Source organism: Amycolatopsis sp. NPDC050768 (assembly GCF_040654155.1).
GTDB lineage: Bacteria > Actinomycetota > Actinomycetes > Mycobacteriales > Pseudonocardiaceae > Amycolatopsis.
Genome location: NZ_JBFAHL010000040.1, coordinates 19,043 through 36,465 on the forward strand (window position 1 = coordinate 19,043; position 17,423 = coordinate 36,465).

General features: G+C 65.9%; 10 protein-coding genes and 4 pseudogenes. 5 read left to right on the top strand and 9 right to left on the bottom strand.

Annotated features, from left to right (window positions below):
• Nucleotides 1-15 precede the first annotated feature (15 nt).
• A complete protein-coding gene (locus AB0H62_RS50520) occupies nt 16-1,200 on the bottom strand; it encodes an epoxide hydrolase family protein (RefSeq protein WP_220240264.1) in 1,185 nt (394 codons plus the stop codon).
• A gap of 160 nt (nt 1,201-1,360) precedes the next feature.
• Nucleotides 1,361-1,618: a hypothetical protein gene (locus tag AB0H62_RS50525; protein ID WP_360592938.1), complete on the bottom strand. Its 258-nt coding sequence runs from the start codon at nt 1,616-1,618 to the stop codon at nt 1,361-1,363.
• 1,042 nt (nt 1,619-2,660) lie between these two features.
• Here AB0H62_RS50525 and AB0H62_RS50530 point away from each other — a divergent pair.
• Entirely contained in the window at nt 2,661-2,816 is a 156-nt protein-coding gene (locus AB0H62_RS50530; RefSeq protein ID WP_220240263.1) for a hypothetical protein, read from the top strand.
• 347 nt (nt 2,817-3,163) lie between these two features.
• On the opposite strand, the gene ctaD is transcribed toward AB0H62_RS50530, so the two are convergent.
• Entirely contained in the window at nt 3,164-4,936 is a 1,773-nt protein-coding gene (ctaD, locus tag AB0H62_RS50535; protein WP_360592939.1) for a cytochrome c oxidase subunit I, read from the bottom strand.
• 1,922 nt (nt 4,937-6,858) lie between these two features.
• Nucleotides 6,859-7,326: a hypothetical protein gene (locus AB0H62_RS50540; RefSeq protein ID WP_360592940.1), complete on the bottom strand. Its 468-nt coding sequence runs from the start codon at nt 7,324-7,326 to the stop codon at nt 6,859-6,861.
• Nucleotides 7,327-7,887: 561 nt separating this feature from the next.
• Between AB0H62_RS50540 and AB0H62_RS50545 the strand changes: the two are divergent.
• The 4 genes and pseudogenes from AB0H62_RS50545 to AB0H62_RS50560 all read left to right on the top strand — a co-directional run.
• Nucleotides 7,888-8,200 (top strand): annotated as a pseudogene (locus AB0H62_RS50545) (acetyl-CoA C-acyltransferase); the annotation flags it as partial.
• A gap of 1,657 nt (nt 8,201-9,857) precedes the next feature.
• Entirely contained in the window at nt 9,858-10,547 is a 690-nt protein-coding gene (locus AB0H62_RS50550; RefSeq protein WP_360592941.1) for a sigma-70 family RNA polymerase sigma factor, read from the top strand.
• 318 nt (nt 10,548-10,865) lie between these two features.
• A complete protein-coding gene (locus AB0H62_RS50555) occupies nt 10,866-11,762 on the top strand; it encodes an SDR family oxidoreductase (RefSeq protein ID WP_360592942.1) in 897 nt (298 codons plus the stop codon).
• A 1,685-nt stretch (nt 11,763-13,447) separates the two neighbouring features.
• Entirely contained in the window at nt 13,448-14,407 is a 960-nt protein-coding gene (locus tag AB0H62_RS50560; protein ID WP_360592943.1) for a serine/threonine-protein kinase, read from the top strand.
• 577 nt (nt 14,408-14,984) lie between these two features.
• On the opposite strand, the pseudogene AB0H62_RS50565 reads toward AB0H62_RS50560, so the two are convergent.
• The 5 genes and pseudogenes from AB0H62_RS50565 to AB0H62_RS50585 all read right to left on the bottom strand — a co-directional run.
• A pseudogene (locus tag AB0H62_RS50565) lies at nt 14,985-15,128 on the bottom strand (IS3 family transposase); the annotation flags it as partial.
• A 322-nt stretch (nt 15,129-15,450) separates the two neighbouring features.
• Nucleotides 15,451-15,780 carry a hypothetical protein gene (locus AB0H62_RS50570; RefSeq protein ID WP_360592944.1) on the bottom strand — a complete coding sequence of 110 codons (330 nt, stop codon included), beginning with the start codon at nt 15,778-15,780 and terminating at the stop codon, nt 15,451-15,453.
• Nucleotides 15,781-15,840: 60 nt separating this feature from the next.
• Nucleotides 15,841-16,944 (bottom strand): transaldolase, encoded by a 1,104-nt coding sequence (gene tal / locus AB0H62_RS50575; protein ID WP_360592945.1) that lies wholly within the window; start codon nt 16,942-16,944, stop codon nt 15,841-15,843.
• Nucleotides 16,874-17,130 (bottom strand): annotated as a pseudogene (locus AB0H62_RS50580) (hypothetical protein); the annotation flags it as partial. The pseudogene AB0H62_RS50580 and the gene tal, both read right to left, overlap by 71 nt.
• A 193-nt stretch (nt 17,131-17,323) precedes the next feature.
• Nucleotides 17,324-17,423: pseudogene (locus AB0H62_RS50585) on the bottom strand (peptide-methionine (S)-S-oxide reductase); the annotation flags it as partial.

Consider the following 17,423-nt stretch of genomic DNA (forward strand, 5'->3'; position numbering starts at 1 on the left):
CGAACCGAAGCGGGCTCAGGATTTCCGCAACGGCCGGAACGCGGCCCGCACCTCGGTCGCGAACAGGTCGGGCTCCTCCCACGCGGCGAAGTGGCCACCGCAGTCGACCTCGTTGAAGTAGGTGAGATCGGGGTAGACCGTCTCGACCCAGCTGCGCGGGGCAGCCCAGATCTCGCCGGGGAACGTCGTGAAGCCGACCGGGACAGAGACCGGCGGAGGAACCAGGCCCTGTGCCTGGGCCCGGCCGAATTCCCAGTACCACCGGGCGGCCGAGGCGCCGGTGCCCGTCAGCCAGTACAAGGTGATGTCGTCGACGATGTTGTCCCGAGTGAGGTCGCCCGCGGGCTCGCCGTCGCCGAACGCGCGAGACATCTTGTAGTAACTGTCCGTGTCGTGGTCGAGCATCCAGGCCGCCAGCCCGACAGGTGAATCCAGCAGGGAGTAGCCGATCGTCTGCGGCCGGGTGGACTGCTCCAGGAAGTAGCCGAATCCGTCCGTCGTGAACGTGGTCACCGCGTCGTGCGCTGTGCGTTCCTGCTCGGACTCCGCCGGCAGTTGGTCCTTGATCCCGATCGCGGCGGCGAGCAAGTTGACGTGGATACCGAGCAGCCCCGCGAGCGCTTGTCGGCCCATCGCGTCCGTGACGGTGGCGCCCACGTCGCCGCCCTGGGCGACGTAGCGCGTGCAGCCGAGGCGGTCCATCAGCTCCGTCCACGCGCGTGCGATGCGGCCGGACTCCCAGCCGAGCTCGGTCGGCTCGCCCGAGAAGCCGTAGCCCGGCAGCGACGGCAGCACAAGATCGAAGGCGTCCTCGGCCTCTCCGCCGTGCGCGGTCGGATCGGTCAGCGGGCCGACGACCCCGAGCAGCTCGACGACCGAGCCCGGCCAGCCGTGCGTCATGATCAGCGGCAAGGCGTTCTCGTGCTGCGACCGCACGTGGATGAAGTGGATCTCGACGCCGTCGATATCGGTCGTAAATTGCGGCAGCGCGTTCAGCTTCGCCTCGAACGCACGCCAGTCGTGATCGGTCGTCCAGTAGCGGGCCAGCTCCTGAACGGTCGCCAGCTGCACGCCCTGGGACCGATCAGTGACCAACTCTTGGGCGGGCCAGCGCGTCGTCGTAATCCGGCGACGCACGCCAGTGAGCGCTTCCTCCGGCGTGTGAAGTCGGAAGGGGCGGATTTCGTTGTCGTTGGACATGTTCTCCTCCTATCGGGCCGGGTCGACCGGCGCTCCCGCCCCTCTTTGGCACGCCGGGCCAGGTGATCCGGGCCTACGCACAACGCCCGCGTCACCTCGTTGTGCCCGGCCGGTGCGACCGCCCCGCACGGTGCGTACCGGCCGGGTTTCCCACTTCCGCTTAGTCGGGTTCAGCTTGCAGTCGTCCCAGCGCGGACCGGCCGCGCGCACGACGAGGATCGGCAGGTACGCGTGGATCCGCGCCTGGGGCGAAACGAGACCGCTCACACGCAATCTGGTCCCGCACCACCGACGAGTCGAGCACGGTGGAGTCACGCGCGACCCAGGTCTCCGGATGCGCTACCTGAATGTCCAGTTGCTCGGACGCGATCGCGTCCATTGTGTGTTCCTGCACCGTCGCCTCCAGCCCGATGCGCACGGGATGCACCGGTCTGCGAAGAATTTCAGTGCACGCCATTCACGTGAACGCAAGATGAACGAAGGCGGCATCATCGTGCACCACGGTACGAGCGCAGGTCCCGGCGGACTCTGTGACCTGTCAGGCTTCGCGGCTCGACGTGAAAAGTGCGGCACCGGGGAAATCCATGAACACCGAGAACTACCCCTTCTTGGTGCCCGAGGCCGCTGAGCGTCTAGACATGAGGTTCGAGGACGTGCTCGACACATCGACTGGTCGAGTCGTGCTTGCAGCGCAATGCACGTCCCGCTTCTTCAGAGGGTGCGGACCGGAATGCGTGTCTGGCGTTGCCCTCGCTGTGACCGCCGCGTCCGGCCGTTGGTTACGTCCTCACTCGTGGCAGGTGATGTGCCGGCCCCAACGCAACTGGTGGTCTTCGCGAGGGCAGTAGCCGCGGCGAGCGTGAAGGTGCCGCGATGCCGACGTGGAGGTCAAGCGCGAGGAGAAACTCTCGCGCGACGAGGCCGCCCAGCGGTTCGCCACGCTCGCGAACCGGGGCTGGCTGGAGCTCGGGCGCGGGGCCGCCCAGTGAACGTGCTCGCCCCGGACGTGGTACAGGTCGAGGTCGAGCGGAGATCGACGGCGATGAGTGTCCTTGAGATGGAACTGAATTGGTCAACTGCGGCGCCAGCGCGAAGCATCCGGACGGTCCCGGCGAAGCGGGCCACCAGGTCGAGCCGGCGATCACGCGGAAGAACGAAGTGACTCTGGCCTTCCGATTCTGGGCTGCCACGTGCCACTCGTTTCGCTGCGGTGTCGGCACGGAAGTCGCTCATCCAGGACGTGATCGCTTCCGGTGTGCCGTTCGAGACCGTCGCGCCACGCTCGGAGCCGACGCAGCAACGCGAACGACACGTCGTGCGGCATGGAACGCCCACCGAAAATCTCGAACCGGGGACATCAGCACCCCGGCGGTCGGCTCGTGAATCTTCCGTATCCGGGCGGGAGTGCTCCGCTGTGGCACCGGTTGTCGGGACCGCCCGGTGTGGCCTGGGCTGGATCGGTGGCCGGTTCTGTGGCTGCTCGACGGCTCGCCCGCGCCGCATGGGTGACGCGGAACGGGCAAGGGAGAAACCCCGGCAACACCACCGCCGGCCACTACCTCGCCTTCCTCACCATCGCCGCCAGCATCACCTGCTACAAGAAACTCACCAAGTGAGACACGCTCTTATTCCCTGTTGTCGGCCGGTGGTCTTCCAGAGAATGGTCCCGGGGTGCTGCCGAATGACCGCACCCGACGGCGGGCAGTGGGCCCGTGCTGCGCCAGGCGATCGGAGGCCGTCTATGTCCGCGAACAGCGAACTCCAGTACCGCGTCCTGGTCTCCGGGCTGCTCCCGGTCGACGGCTCGCCGCTGCCGGACGGCACGCCTCCGCGGTGGTCGCGGTGATCGCGCCGCTCAACGTCACGTTTGCCCCCACCGACAGATCGATCGACCCGATCAGGATCAAGACCATGCTCGCGAGCGATAGCGGCAGGAGCACCGAGTCGACGAGGGTGGACGCAATTATTGCTCGCTTGCGTTGTCCTTGTCGTGGTTGTCAGCTGTGGTTGTGGCGGCGAGCTTCTGTGACGGTGCGGCCTGGTGGCGCGGCTTGCCGAAGAAGCCGATCTCGCCTTCGGTTTGCAGGCGTTCCACCATGTGCGGGTAGTGCAGCTCGAACGCGGGACGTTCGGAGCGGATGCGCGGCAGCTCGGTGAAGTTGTGCCGCGGCGGCGGGCACGACGTGGCCCATTCGAGAGAGTTGCCGTAGCCCCACGGGTCGTCGACCGTGACGATCTCGCCGTAGCGGTAGCTCTTGAACACGTTCCAGATGAACGGCAGCGTGGACGCACCGAGGATGTACGCGCCGATCGTGGAGATCGTGTTCAGCGTGGTGAACCCGTCGGTGGACAGGTAGTCGGCGTAGCGGCGGGGCATGCCCTCGGCGCCGAGCCAGTGCTGGACCAGGAACGTGCCGTGGAAGCCGATGAACGTCGTCCAGAAGTGCCACTTGCCGAGCTTCTCGTCCATCATCCGGCCCGTGATCTTCGGGAACCAGAAGTAGATGCCCGCGAAGGTCGCGAACGCAATCGTGCCGTAGAGCACGTAGTGGAAGTGCGCCACCACGAAATACGTGTCCGACACGTGGAAGTCGATGGCCGGCGCGGCCAGCAGGATGCCGGTCAGACCACCAAGCAGGAACGTAACCAGGAATCCGACGGAGAAGATCATCGGCGTCTCGAAGGACAGCTGGCCCTTCCACATCGTGCCGATCCAGTTGAAGAACTTCACGCCCGTGGGCACGGCGATCAGGAAGGTCATGAAGGAGAAGAACGGCAACAGCACAGCACCGGTGGCGTAGAGATGGTGCGCCCACACGGAGAAACTGAGCGCGGCGATCGCCAGCGTCGCGAACACCAATCCCTTATAGCCGAAGATCGGCTTGCGGCTGAACACCGGGAAGATCTCCGACACGATCCCGAAGAACGGTAGCGCGATGATGTACACCTCGGGATGGCCGAAGAACCAGAACATGTGCTGCCACAGGATCGCCCCGCCATTTGCCGGGTCGAACACGTGCGCCCCCAAACGGCGATCGGCCTCCAGGCCGAAGAACGCGGCCGTGAGGATCGGAAACGCGACGAGGATCAGAATGCTCGTGACCAGGATGTTCCAGGTGAAGATCGGCATCCGGAACATCGTCATACCCGGCGCGCGCAGGCAGACAACGGTGGTGATCATATTGACCGCACCGAGGATCGTGCCCAGACCGGACACGATGAGGCCGCAGATCCACATGTCCGTGCCGGGGCCTGGAGTGTGGGTTGCCTCCGACAATGGCGTGTAAGCAGTCCAGCCGAACTCGGCCGCACCCCCGGGCGTGAGGAAGCCGGAGATGACGATCAGGCTCCCGAAGAGGTAGAGCCAGTACGAGAACGCGTTGAGCCGCGGGAATGCGACGTCGGGCGAACCGATCTGCAGCGGCAGCACGAAGTTCGCGAACCCGAACAGGACCGGGGTCGCATACATCAGCAACATCACCGTGCCGTGCATGGTGAACAGCTGGTTGTACTGCTCCTGCGACAGGAACTGCAGTCCGGGCCGGGCCAGTTCGGTGCGGATCAGCATGGCCATCGCGCCGCCGGCCATGAAGAAGGCGAACGCCGTGACCAGGTACATGATGCCGATCTGCTTGTGGTCCGTCGTGTGGAACAACCGCAGCAACGCGGCGCCTTTCGCGGAAATGCGCGCGGGATAGGGCCGCGTTATGACCGGGCTGGGCGCGGTGGTCCGCATGATTTCCTCCGGCTAGGTGCTGAACTGCGTGGGTTTTCGATCCTGCATCCGGAACTTGGGAGCCGTTCGGCTGCATCGGTCCGGCCTGATCCTTCGTGGAGAACTCGCCCTCTCGGACCGAAACGTTCAGCCCGGACCCGGTTCCAGGTCTTGGTTCGCGGCATCTCGGACGATCTGCAGTGCCGTCGCTGTCTGCCACGATGTGGGAAGGATCATCAGTCGCCCTTGTACCGGTCTCCCCGCCGCGGGTCACCATGGTCGTCGTAGCCGTTGGTCTCCCGGAGATCTGGCTCGTTATCGACCGTCCGGGTGATTCTTGAAACCCACTTGCGCTCTCACCGAAGTACAACTCGGGAACCGGTCGCCGCGCGCGTCCGCCATGGATCTCAGGCGGCCCACCGTTCGTGTTCCGTACCGCCCAGACAGTGATGAAGCCGGCGTCGTCCTGCGGCCGCTCCGACTCGGGACGCGTGTCGATCGACACCCCGTCGCACCACATGTCGGAGTTCGACCAGGAGGTCACAGAGCGGATGTGGCTGCCGTACCGGTCGCCTGACAGGGCGCGGCGCTCGTTCCTGGTCCAGGTCGCCGGCGTGCCCATGAGCCCGCCGACCTGCCACGCGTACTGGACACCGTGTGCGATGGCGTGGGCAAAGATCGTCGGGTTGGTGGTAACCCCTGTGACGGAGCAGGTCCGCATGAGCCTCGTAAAGCCTTCATTCTCGGTGGGATCTCGCGGCAAAGCGTGCAGCCGTACCGGACATATCTCCTCGTGCAGCGTTCGCAAACGGTCGCCGAGAACCAACACGAGTCCTTTGTCTGTCGCACTTCGTCGACCGAACCTACTTGGACCATATGGTCCGAATCACGCTCCAGGAGCATTCACGCCTCGACGACCTGGCCGATGCGGCCGTGGGGGCGGCCGCACACGGAGCACCCCGAACCCATAAGGACAGCCGCCAGCGGGCGAAGGGAAATCTGTTCGAGGTTCACGGAATCCACCTGCGTTCGATACGGATCCGGTGCGGGAACAGGGCGGTCGGCGTGAACGCGGCGGCTGCCGGGGACACGTGCGGGACGAGGGCGGCCTCGCAGTCGCGCAACGGGAAACGACGGGTGCCGGGCGTCCGGCACGGGGCAGGCCGAAGGTCCGCATCAGATTCCACCTTCCGGTCCGGAGCAGATTGGGGGCGGACACCGGGCGAAGTGGCCGGGAACCGGGCGTCCGCGGGCGACGGGAGCCTGTTGAGCATCGCGGTGGTGGTGGTCACCTCGCATTCCTGCCACCTGGAGTTCGCACCCCCACCGTCACCGGCGCGACGCCGGCCACCGGACACGTTGTCTATCGTTTAGCAGGTGAGCACAGCCGAGCTGGTGTCCCGGTACGGCGATCAGCTCCGGCTGGCCCCATACAACACAGGCAGTGTCTACAGCCCAACTCGCCACCCCGCGGGGCCGACCTCGTCGCGGACGTGGCCAGATACTCCCGTAACACTGGCCGGCCAGGCGCGGCCGAAGCGATGGCGCGATGGCGCGATGGCCAAGCTGACTGTGCCGTATCACGTCCCCGACATCGCCGGTCCGACAGTTCGGGCCGAGCAGTGGCGGAACGGAGAGTCTGTGGAGACGGTGTTCGAACGGCAGCCGCAGTGACTCATCCGGCGGCGGCGAGGCTCGCCGCCGGATAGTTGACGGCCGTCCAGGCCACATCGTTCACGAAGTTGGTCAGGACGAACTACACCGACAGGCTGACGGTTCTCTACGGCCTGGGCATGCTCGGACGGGCAGTGGTCGTCATCGTTCACAGTGGAGGCCACCAGGGCTCCGGGGCTCAACGCGGGGTGAGGGCGGGAACGGCGACGACACGGCTTCGAGCGTATGCCCCGTTTGGTTCGCTGGGCCAGCGAAACCAGACTCCGGCATCAGTCTCGGCCCACCACTGGCATTCGGCCGATCGACAAGATCGAAGCCCGGCGGCGAAACGCGAGTGCGGCCAGCAGCAGTGCCGCCGCGGCCGCGGCCACGTGGAGCGTCACCGAGACTTCGAAGACCCGCGCCACGACGGGCACCCCCGAACGGAGGGCGACACGAAGACTGCTAGGCCCGCCGAGCACGAAATGCCACAGAACGCTCAGGATCAGCGAGCAGGCTGCCGAGACGATGACGAGACTCGCTCCGTCCCGTGACGCGGCCCGGAAATGGCACGTGATGCCAATCGCCGGGCCGATGATGCCGAACACGACGAGGAACGACTCCTCCAGTACAGGCACACCTCCGACGAGCAACCCCAGCAACAAGAAGTCAGCCAGCACCAGCGCCGCGTGCACCGCGGCCGCGAAAGCCATGGCCCGGTCGACCCGCGCAACCAGCCGTGGCAGGCGAAGCACCACCTTGCCATTTACTGCGTCTGTCAAGGACTCCTCCTCCTATAGTCCGGAAGTGACGGGAAGCAGGACCCCGGCGCGTCGGCGAGCCGCCGCGCAGGGGTCCTGCGCCGCCCACACGAGGGAAAGCGCGATGGGCGCGCGCTGCCTTGCACAGTGGACGCCTGCGCCACCAGGCCCCATCACTCCGCAACGGCACAACCCACTGGCAACCAGTCGCGCCAGTACGGATACACATGGGGGAAATTTTTCGGCCTCCGAAGACGTCATCACTTCACTACCGTGTGCTTGGCGCCACGCCCACCACATCTCTTACCCCCGGTTTGCACGATTCGTCGCCAAGATCGAAAGGCAGCGATAACGCATCCGCGGGCACGTGACGCCGCTTCGGCACCTAGGTGCTGTGCTCAGGCAGAAGTCTCACCGATGTCCGCCTCCGCGCTCGTGTCTCGTCGCGACGTCGTCCGACCGAAGGCCCGCCGCCGCGGCATGGCGCTTCCTGTGCGACGAGTAGACAGGACCTGCACTAAGCGAACGCTTATTGTGCACAGAATCCGTAAAGAAGGAGTGTCACCATGCCCTGATGCTGTGATCGTCTCCGCCGCCCGTTCGCCGATCGGTCGCGCGGCCAAGGGGTCGCTGGTCGACATGCGTCCCGACGACCTCACCGTGCAGGGCTGCGCTCAACAAGGTTCCACAGCTCGACCCCACCGATATCGACGACCTGATGCAAGGTTGTGGCCGGCCCGGCGGCGAGCCCGGGTTCAACACGGGCCGCGTCGTTGCCGTCGAGCTGGGTTACGACCACCTGCCCGATTGCACGAACACGCGGTACCGCGGGTCGAGCCTGCAGACCACCCGCAAGGCGCTGCACGGTCTTGACGGGTGATGGACACGGCGGGCGTCGGCGACGGCTAGACCACGCCAAACGCCACTCGGGCGTCGGCATGTCGGGCACCGACAGCCGAGGTGGTCCGGCTTACGACCAGCGCGACATGGTGAATGAGGAGGTATGCTCTGTGCCGCTCGGCGATTCGCTGCTAGCGGCTCTGGACAGCCGGGTGAGGGGCCGTCGTGGTCGATGTAGGGCCGCCCGCTCGTCGCAGGTCCCGCCTGCTGTGGTGTGAAGTGAGGAAGTCGTTCACTGCCGACTCCTTCGTCTCGGAAAAATGTGGCGAAAAAGTATGGTCGCTTTCGCACAAGCGACAGTGTGAATCGAGCGTCGGATGCCGGTTCGCGCCTGGTCCACAAAGGATCATGGCGGCTCGTGCGGTGGGCCGGCGCACGGGGACGCTCAGCCGCCATGACCGGCTTCCCGCGGCGTCACCGACGTCAAGGCCCCATGCCGTTATCGGTACCGGGTGAGTGACCGCCAGCCGGTACGGCCGATACCGGCCGGCCGGTACCCGGGCATTCCCGCCAGCAATGGGCACGCAACGGCCGCTGGCCGGAATGTGCGCGGGCGGCGGCGATGCGACTCTGTAGCCGTGTCATCGACGAACGAGCTGTCCTCTCAGGGGCCCGACCCCGAGGACTTCACCACGGTCACCGGGCGCACCGGCGCACAGTACCTGGTCGATTCGTGGGCGCCGGAAGGCAGTTGTCTCCTCGGCTCGCTGACCCATTACTTCGCTCATCGCCACGATCGTGGCCGAATTGTTTTCGCTACGGCGTTTTCCCGGTGGCAGGGGCTGCTGGCCTCGGCCTTGTCGCGCCTGCAGGCCGCCGGTGACCTCGATTCCGGCGTGGCCGCGGAGGTCCTTGCCACTGGCGTCATCACTACACTGCAAGGGGGTTACCTGCCAGCGCGCACACCACCCGGAGCGCCGATCAAGGTCGAGCCGGGCTGGACCGGGTACTCATCTGGAGCCCGGGGTGACCGGTGCGAACCACCGGCGCAACGGCCCACTGTCCTGCTGCCGGTGAGCGGCGATCCTATCTGGATTGACGCCAGCGGCCAGCGCGTGGTGCTCGGCGAGCGCGATGACCGCGTGATACTGGGAGCGGGTGAGCCGTATCGCTGGGAAGCGTCGGGCGCTTCGACGAATACTCTGTTTTCGGCGGCTCCAGTCACCGTCGGCAAGCGGCTGACATCGCCCGTCACGGCTTCGCCCTATGCTCCCACCCGTGCTTCTTCGCCATCGGGCTCGACTTCGTCCGGACTATATGGTCCAAGTACCGTTCGATCGACGAGGAGCGACAGGGGAAGGCCCGTGGTGGTTCTCGCTACTCGGTCCTGTGGCCGTTCCACGCGCCGTCGACTCCTGCCGCATACACGCGGATTCGCCGCGCAACCCGCGGAGCGCAACCGGGCGACGTGTCTCAGCGCGAACCGACGCGCACCATCGGGTGGTGCTCCGACGCCTTGCGGGCGGCGCAACTCTCCTCTGACTCCCTCCCGGGCTGACCGCTCATCGTCGATGGCCATCGACGCAGTGGTGGACAAGTCAGTTGACGTGCCGTCAAAGCGGAAAGTGAAGGCGTAGCAAGGAGATTTCAAATGCAGAAGACGGTCACTGGCGAGAAGGTGAAGCCACATGACACCAGGCGCGTCCCGCATCCAGACGGCATACACCGCTGACACTGGACGGAAGATCAGTGGACGAGTCCTGGTCGGTGGACGGAGCTTTGACCCCGCGTCCGCCGCCTGGGTCCAAGAATTGAGCCCTGGCAGCCCGGCATTCGAAGACGCCTGCCGCCGGCTGCACGCGATGCTCATCAAAATCGCCAGGAGAGAGACCGCACGCAGGTCGCCGGTCCTCCGGCTCACCGGCCCCGAACTCGAAGACCTGGCCCACCAGGCCGCGGCCGACGCCCTCATGCGGATCACCCGCAAGATCGGTGAGTTCCGCGGCGAAGCGCAGTTCAAGACCTGGGCCTTCAAATTCGTCATCCTCGAGGTCTCGACGAAAGTCGGCCGGCACTTCTGGCGCGACCACCGGGTGTCTCTCGACCACGACGAGGCCGAGCGCGCTCGGGCCGCCGTCGGTGACGAACCGCCCCACCAGGTGCAGGCCACCGAACTCCGGGCCGCCCTCGCCCACGTCATCGAGAACGTATTGACCGAACACCAGAGACGCGTCTTCGTCGCCGTGGCCATCGACAACATCCCGATGGACGCCCTCGCCGCAAAACTGGAAACCAACCGCAACGCCATCTACAAGGCGATGTTCGACGCCCGGCGCAACATCCGCACCTACCTGGTGGACAACGACTTCATCGCCTGACCAGCAGAACGCACATAACGGACCATCCGAACGACCAAGTATTCCCGAACAAAAGGAAGGCCCCTCGTACAGTCGCAGGCTCCACAGGCACGAGAGCGAACCGTCGCCCTGCCGCCGGTCATCAGGTGGCCCACCTGCCCAGCCTGACGCCCGCACTGACTGATGCCACCTTCTCCGCAACGCTCACTATCCTTCGGGTTCTTTTGGACGATGTCGCCTGGAGCTGGCTGCGAGACCTCGGTTGAATCAGCGCCGCGACGTGGATTGAACACTCACATCCAGGCGTCTCCCGCCGCGTGACCCGGCGCCGCTATCGCCGTGGCGGCGGTGAGCAGTGGCACAGCCGCAGGTAAGAACCGCCGCCTGCGCGGCACGAACATTTTGATTGCTCGATCCGGGAACCGCCCGGCGTCGCGATTTAGTGAGGAAGGAACAACTGTCATGGGTGAGAGGTTCGATGGCCACAAGGTCGTGGTGGTCGGTGGCAGCAGTGGTATGGGGTTGGCCACGGCCCACCAGGTAGTCGCCGGAGGTGGCACGGCCGTGATCACGGGCCGGGACTCCGAACGAGTCCGGACCGCAGTCGACGCTTTGTCGCAGAAGGGAAAAGCCTGGGGCATCACGGCGGAGCTGACCGACCGTGACCAGGTGCCCGAGGTCCGTAAGCAGCTCGCTGCCGAACATTCCGATGCGAACCTGCTCGTCAACGCGGCGGGATTCTTCATCCCGAGGGCGTTCAGCGAATACGACGAAAACTTCTACGACGCATACAACGAACTCAACCGCGCACTGTTCTTCATCACGCAGACCGTCGTCGCGGGCATGGTCGCGGGCGGCAAGGGCGGCGCCATCGTCAACGTCGGCTCAATGTGGGCGCACCAGGGCATCGCGGCGACACCGCACACTGGCTACTCCGTGCAGAAGGGCGGCGTGCACTCGTTCAGCAAGGCTCTCGCGATCGAGCTGGCGCCCCATGGAATCCGGGTCAACGCAGTCGCTCCCGCGGTCGTCAAGTCGCCCCTGTACCTGGGCTTCGTACCGGCGGACAAGCTCGACGAAACAGTCGACAGCTTCGCCGGCCTCCACCCGCTGGGAAGGGTTGGCACCCCGGAGGACATCGCAAACGCGGTCTCGTTCCTGCTCTCCGACAAGTCGAGCTGGATGACCGGCGCCATCGTCGACGTCGACGGCGGCGTCATGGCCGGCCGCAACTAACCCCGAAACCCAACTCCGGGGTCTCGCCGGTGGGGCCGCGGACGTGCGCGGACGCGTGCGCAGCCCGCGCCAGCAGGGACACCAACGAAATCCCACCGAGAGCGTTGCCCGGCCGGCCCGCATGTGGTCGCACAAAGAACTAGTGACTAATTAAACGTGGAATAGCTCGGGTTAATCTGGAAAAGACCCAGCGCGAGCGGCAGGCACGCCCTTGACGAGCACGGCGGGCGACCCGCCGTCGAGCGCGAACTCGGGCGTGATCGGGATGCAGCGCCGTAGTGCACACGCCAGACCCGGTGCGAGGTGGTTGCTGGCGGCGCCCGCGTCCTCGCGCTTGATACTGGCTCGGTAGGTCCACGCCGGGACTCGAGATCCCCAATAACGGCTACGAGGGATTTGTCCTCGCCTCCTGACATCTGCCGACAACCCAGCCTGACCGACTTCGAGACAGAACCGGCAACCTGCCCTATTGTCCACACAAGACCAGGGCAACGATGCCCGTGTCACTTCAGCTGTCCTCCGGGGTGCTGTGAACTTGCGTCGGTTTAAATCAGTCAGATGTCAGCCCGGATCGACGCGCGCGGCCAGAGTATAGTGGTGGGCGAGCGCGGTAACCACGTGATAATGAAGCCGAGTGACCCGTCGCGCTGAAAGCGGCAAGCCCTTCGATGACACCCCGTATCCGGTAGCGCTCGCCACCGTCGGCGAGCGGGTGATGTCGCCTCATCACGGCCTTGCGGCGACATCCTCGACCGGTCGACGGCGCAGTGTGCTCTGGCGGCATCCTTATCTCCGCCGCCATCCCACCCACCGTGTGGCCCGAACGCCGTGGCTTCGCAACGGCCTTCCAGGTCCCTGACACCTTGGTCCACCAAGGTCCTCTCCTGAGCACGCGGTAAAGAATCCGTGCCGCCGAGACGCACATGTTGGGGTGGGCGCCTTTCCATACGCGGCTGGTAAGTGGCGCTCGGGGGCGCCCGCGAACCCAGGGACGTTGTGTTGGCGGTGTCGACTGGGCCCTCGCATTGGTCGAGCCGGCAGATGGCCGCATTCATCACCCACACTGAAGGTGTGTCGGTGTCCTACAACTGTGCCGCGAAACTCTGGAGGGACTACGGGCTGAGGCCCCATCGCCAGGGCACGTTCAAGATCAGCAGGGATCCGGAGTGAAATGCTCAGCAAGGCGCGAGATCCGCCCGGGCCGGAAGCAGGCTTCGGACAACCCCTGACGATCCCTCGGGGGTGACGCTGCATTGCTCCCATCCGTGACTGGCCGGGATTCGGTCGCCATCGGACCCTTCCGGGCACGCGACACCACGATCCCCGCCGGAGCAGAGACTATCCGCCTCGCGGAGTACCCAACTCTGCCACCGGTCAGCGGTAACCAACGTTCCGGATGCTCGGTAGCGCCGATGCCCCGACGAGGACGGGCGGTGTATTCGCTTCTCTTCATATAGTTTAGTGCACCGCCGTCGAGTGTCGTGGCCGCTGCTGACCAGGACGTCGTTAGAAGATCGTGGTGAGGATGACGGTACCGATGCCGCGCCGATCCGCTTCGCGGTCCGCACTGCAGCACCGGCGACCCCGTTCGAGGTGGCGGGTATCGCGGGATTCCGGCTAACCGGCAGCAGGGTTTGGTGCCATCTGTGAAGACACGCCGGTCACCAAGCTCGATCGTTACTCGTATGACGAAGCGTGTGGAGTCACCAGATCGGAGCCCACGCCCCGCGAAGCCTCCGCTTTCAGCACTTGACCCGACACATCCGGTGGGCGCCGGCGACCACGGAGAGGGCCATGGGACCGAGTGTGCCGGGCGACTCGTGGCAGGCCGGTATCGAGTCGAGTCGCTACTGGCCCGCGGCGGAATGGCGATGATCTGGCTCGCCGAGGACGAGTTCCTACGGCGTCAGGTCGCGCTGAAGCAAGTCAACGTGAGCTACCGCGCATCCGCGCAATCACGCAGAGCCGCTCGCGTGCGGGCACTCCGGGAGGCGCGTACCGCTGCGCAAGTGGGCCACCCCGGCGTTGTCACGGTCTACGACGTCGTCAGGCAGGACGGCGATCCGTGGATCGTCATGGAACTGCTGCGGGGGCGGAGTCTGGCCGAAGCGCTCGACGCCGAGGGGCCGCTGCGGGGCGAGCAGGTGATCCACATCGGACTGAGCCTTCTCGACGTGCTGCGCGCCGTACACCGCGCGAACATCGTGCATCGCGATGTCAAACCGGCCAACGTGCAGCTCTGCGATGGTGCGCGGGTGATCCTGACCGACTTCGGCATCGCGATCGCCCCCGGCAGTGATTCACGAACTCAGATCCGCATAGTGGCCGGCAGCCCGGGCTATGTCTCACCCGAACGGCTCCGCGGGGGCAAGGCCGGACCGGCGTCCGACCTATTCTCTCTCGGCGCAACGCTGTTCACCGCCGTCGAGGGCACGTCGCCGTTCACCAGGGACAACATGGCCGCCACACTCGCCGCCGTGACCGAGGAACCACCGGCCCCGTTCTTGCGTGCCGGCCCGTTGCGCCCGGTCATCGAGGGTCTCCTAGCCAAGGAACCGAACCGACGACTGAACGCCGACCAGGCATACACCGTCCTGCAGAGCATCCGGCGCGAGCGCTGCCGCACGGACCTGCAGATCCGGTGAGCACGCGTCGACCTCGGGTGCCGGCGATCTCACCGCGTGCGCCAGCACTCCGTCCATCCGGCGTCGCCCGCTCAGGTCAGTGCAGCCTGCCACCCGTGGCTCTGGTGCGAGATCGTAGATGCCGGCCTCCTGCGGGTAGTCGCCTTGAGCACCGGGGTTGGTTTCGAATCGGCAGCCAGGCATACCGCACCGCGTTACGTCATCGCCCGCTGTCCAGGCGGCGTCAGCCGTTGCTTCCCGGGACAGTCCTGCACGTGGGGTTGACCCGGTTTGACGGACAGGGTGGTTGAGGTGGTTAGGCTGCTTGACGCATGACCGTTTCGTGGCTGGCGGGGCTGAGGTAGCCGAGGGTGGAGTGCAGTCGGCGGGTCTTGTACCAGCCTTCGGTGTACTCGAAGATCGCGCCAGGTAGGGCCAGGTAGGGCCAGGTAGGGCCAGGTGTGGATGTAGGTGATGTCGCCACACACCAGCGGGTGTTGATATCTGTTGCCACACAAGAGAAATCCCGCTTGATCAGGTCGGCAGGCACGGCTGCGGCCGGGTCGGGAGTGGTGGTGCGCCAGCGGTTCGACGCCCGCCCAGCCAGACCGGCAGCGCGTAACAGCCGGGCGATCCGCTTGCGGGAATGCCGTCTGCCGCGGGGGCGTAGTTCGGCATGGACCCGAGGGCTGCCGTAGGTGCCCTTCGACTCGTCGTGGACCGCGACGATCTCGCTGGTGAGTGCTGCGTCGCCCCGTTTATGACCAGCACGTCCCCGGGCAGCCAAACGTGCGGACGGTCCAGCGCGATGGTCATGACCTCGCCTTCTCCTCGAGCTCGAGGTTGTTCTAACCGGGCAAGGACAACTTGGGCAGTATCGCCTCGATTTGTTCGCGGTCTGGTTCCAGCCGCGGCGGCAGCTTCAGCGCACGACCCAGTTCCGGGGAGCTGCGCCGTCGGTCAATCCCGGCGCGGTCCTTCGAACTCGCGGGTCGGGGTTGACGGTCCTGTTCTGAAAACGTCGGACCGGTGGTTTGCCTGGGGTATGTGCCACGGCCCGCAAGTCAGGCGTAGCGTCCCGAGAACTGTGAACCGTCTCCGCAGTGGATGAAGCGCAGGCCGACGATCGAGCCGTCCTCGACCATCCAGTACAGGTCGTAGGAGGCACGGTAGCTGGGCGGCCAGAACGAGGCGAAGCGGCCGTCGGCGTCGACATACCAGTTGCCGCGGGTGGGGTGCCCCCGATCGACGTATGTAGTGACACCACTGTGGTCGAAGACTTGTTCGGCGCCGTTGTCGTAAACTATCCGCCCGGCCGTCAACGCTGCCAGCAGGTTCTTCGTGGCCACCTGCTCGCCATCGGCAGGACTGAGTGACTCCAGCGACCGAGGCAACGGGATTCCTTCCGGGACTGATGTGGGTGCGTGGGTACGAGAGGGGCAGTGAGGTGGCGTTCAGCCGAGAAGCGCGCCGACTGAGGCGTGGAGGGCGCGCCAACTGGCTGAGAACTTGGCGACGCCTTGCCTCTCGAGCGTGTCGTACACATCGCCGAGGTCGACACCCGCGGCGACGACGGCCGCCATGTCCGCTGCCGCCTCCTTGCTGCGCCCGACGACCTGATCGCCGGAAACCTCGCCGTGATCGGCGAACGCCGAGAGCGTCGCGGGTGGCATCGTGGAAACGGTTCCGGGCGTGATGAGACCGGTGACGTACTTGGTGTCCGGGAAGGACGCGTCCTTGACACCCGTGGATGCCCACAGGAGTCGCTGCGGGCGGGCGCCCTCGGCGGCAAGGCTCTGCCATCGCGAGGATTCCCACACTGCTGTCAAGGCCTCGTGAGCGAGCCGTGCATTGGCCAGGGCTGCGCGGCCACGCAGCTCTCGGACGCCGGTGGCATCGAGGCGTATGTCGACCTCGGTATCCACTCTGGATACGAACAGAGACGACACGGAATGGATCGACGCGAGGTCGTGGCCGTTCTCAAGGGCCTGTTCGAGGCCCTCGACGTACGCCTCGCCGATCTCGGCGCACCGCTGCGCCGAGAAGACCAAGGTCACGTTCACGTTCACGCCGGCTGCGAGCGCACCGGTAACAGCGTGGACGCCGGCGCGCGTGGCCGGGATCTTCACCATGAGGTTCGGCCGGTCGACGAGCTCCCAGAGCTGGACCGCCTCCGCGATGGTCGCGTCCGTGTCGCCGGCGAGCTCGGGGCTCACCTCCAGCGACACCCTGCCGTCGATGCCGTCGGTCTGCTCCCAGACCGGACGGAGCACGTTCGCCGCGTGCTGAACGTCCCAGATCGTCAGCACCCGAACTGCCTCGGCAACGTCGATACCGTTCCTGGCCAGGCGTTCCAGCTGCGCGGCGTACCGGCTGCTCCGGGTGATGGCGTTGGCGAAGATCGTCGGGTTCGTGGTGACGCCGACGACTGAACGGCTTCGCACGAGGCGTTCGAATTCGCCGTTCTCCAGAATGTCGCGCGAGAGCTCATCCAGCCAGATCGAAACGCCGGCTGCGCTGAGCTCGCGGAGCCGATCGCTGTCTTCGTCTTCGTTCACTTCGTTTTCCTCTGTTGTGTGCCTCGTTCCAGGCGGCGGTTTCTTCCGATGGGTCCGGCGGCCACAACGAGCCCAGCACAGCACGCCCAGCGGACCCGAGCTTGTCATCTTCTTCGGCACCGGTGCGCCCTGGTACTCGAGCGGGACCGCGTGGCCGTGGTTGTCCACGCCACCCAGCGGTTGGTTCGCTATTAAAGCGCTCACGTTTGAGGGACGGCCGCCCCTCATTCTCCTCGGTTTTCGTCCGTGCGTGCCGGATCGTCAGTCTCGCCGGCCCGCTGGCAGTTGAGGGCCAGCACGAACTGCGCCGCGAACGCAGCGATCCCCACAGCAGCGAGGAGGTACCAGCGATCGGGCTTTCCGAACTCGCGGGCGCGGATCACGAGGCCGTCGCCCGCTTGGGCAGCTTCCACCCGGGGCGGGGGAAGTGGCAGGTGTAGCCGTTCGGATAGGTCTGCAGGTAGTTCTGGTGCTCGGGC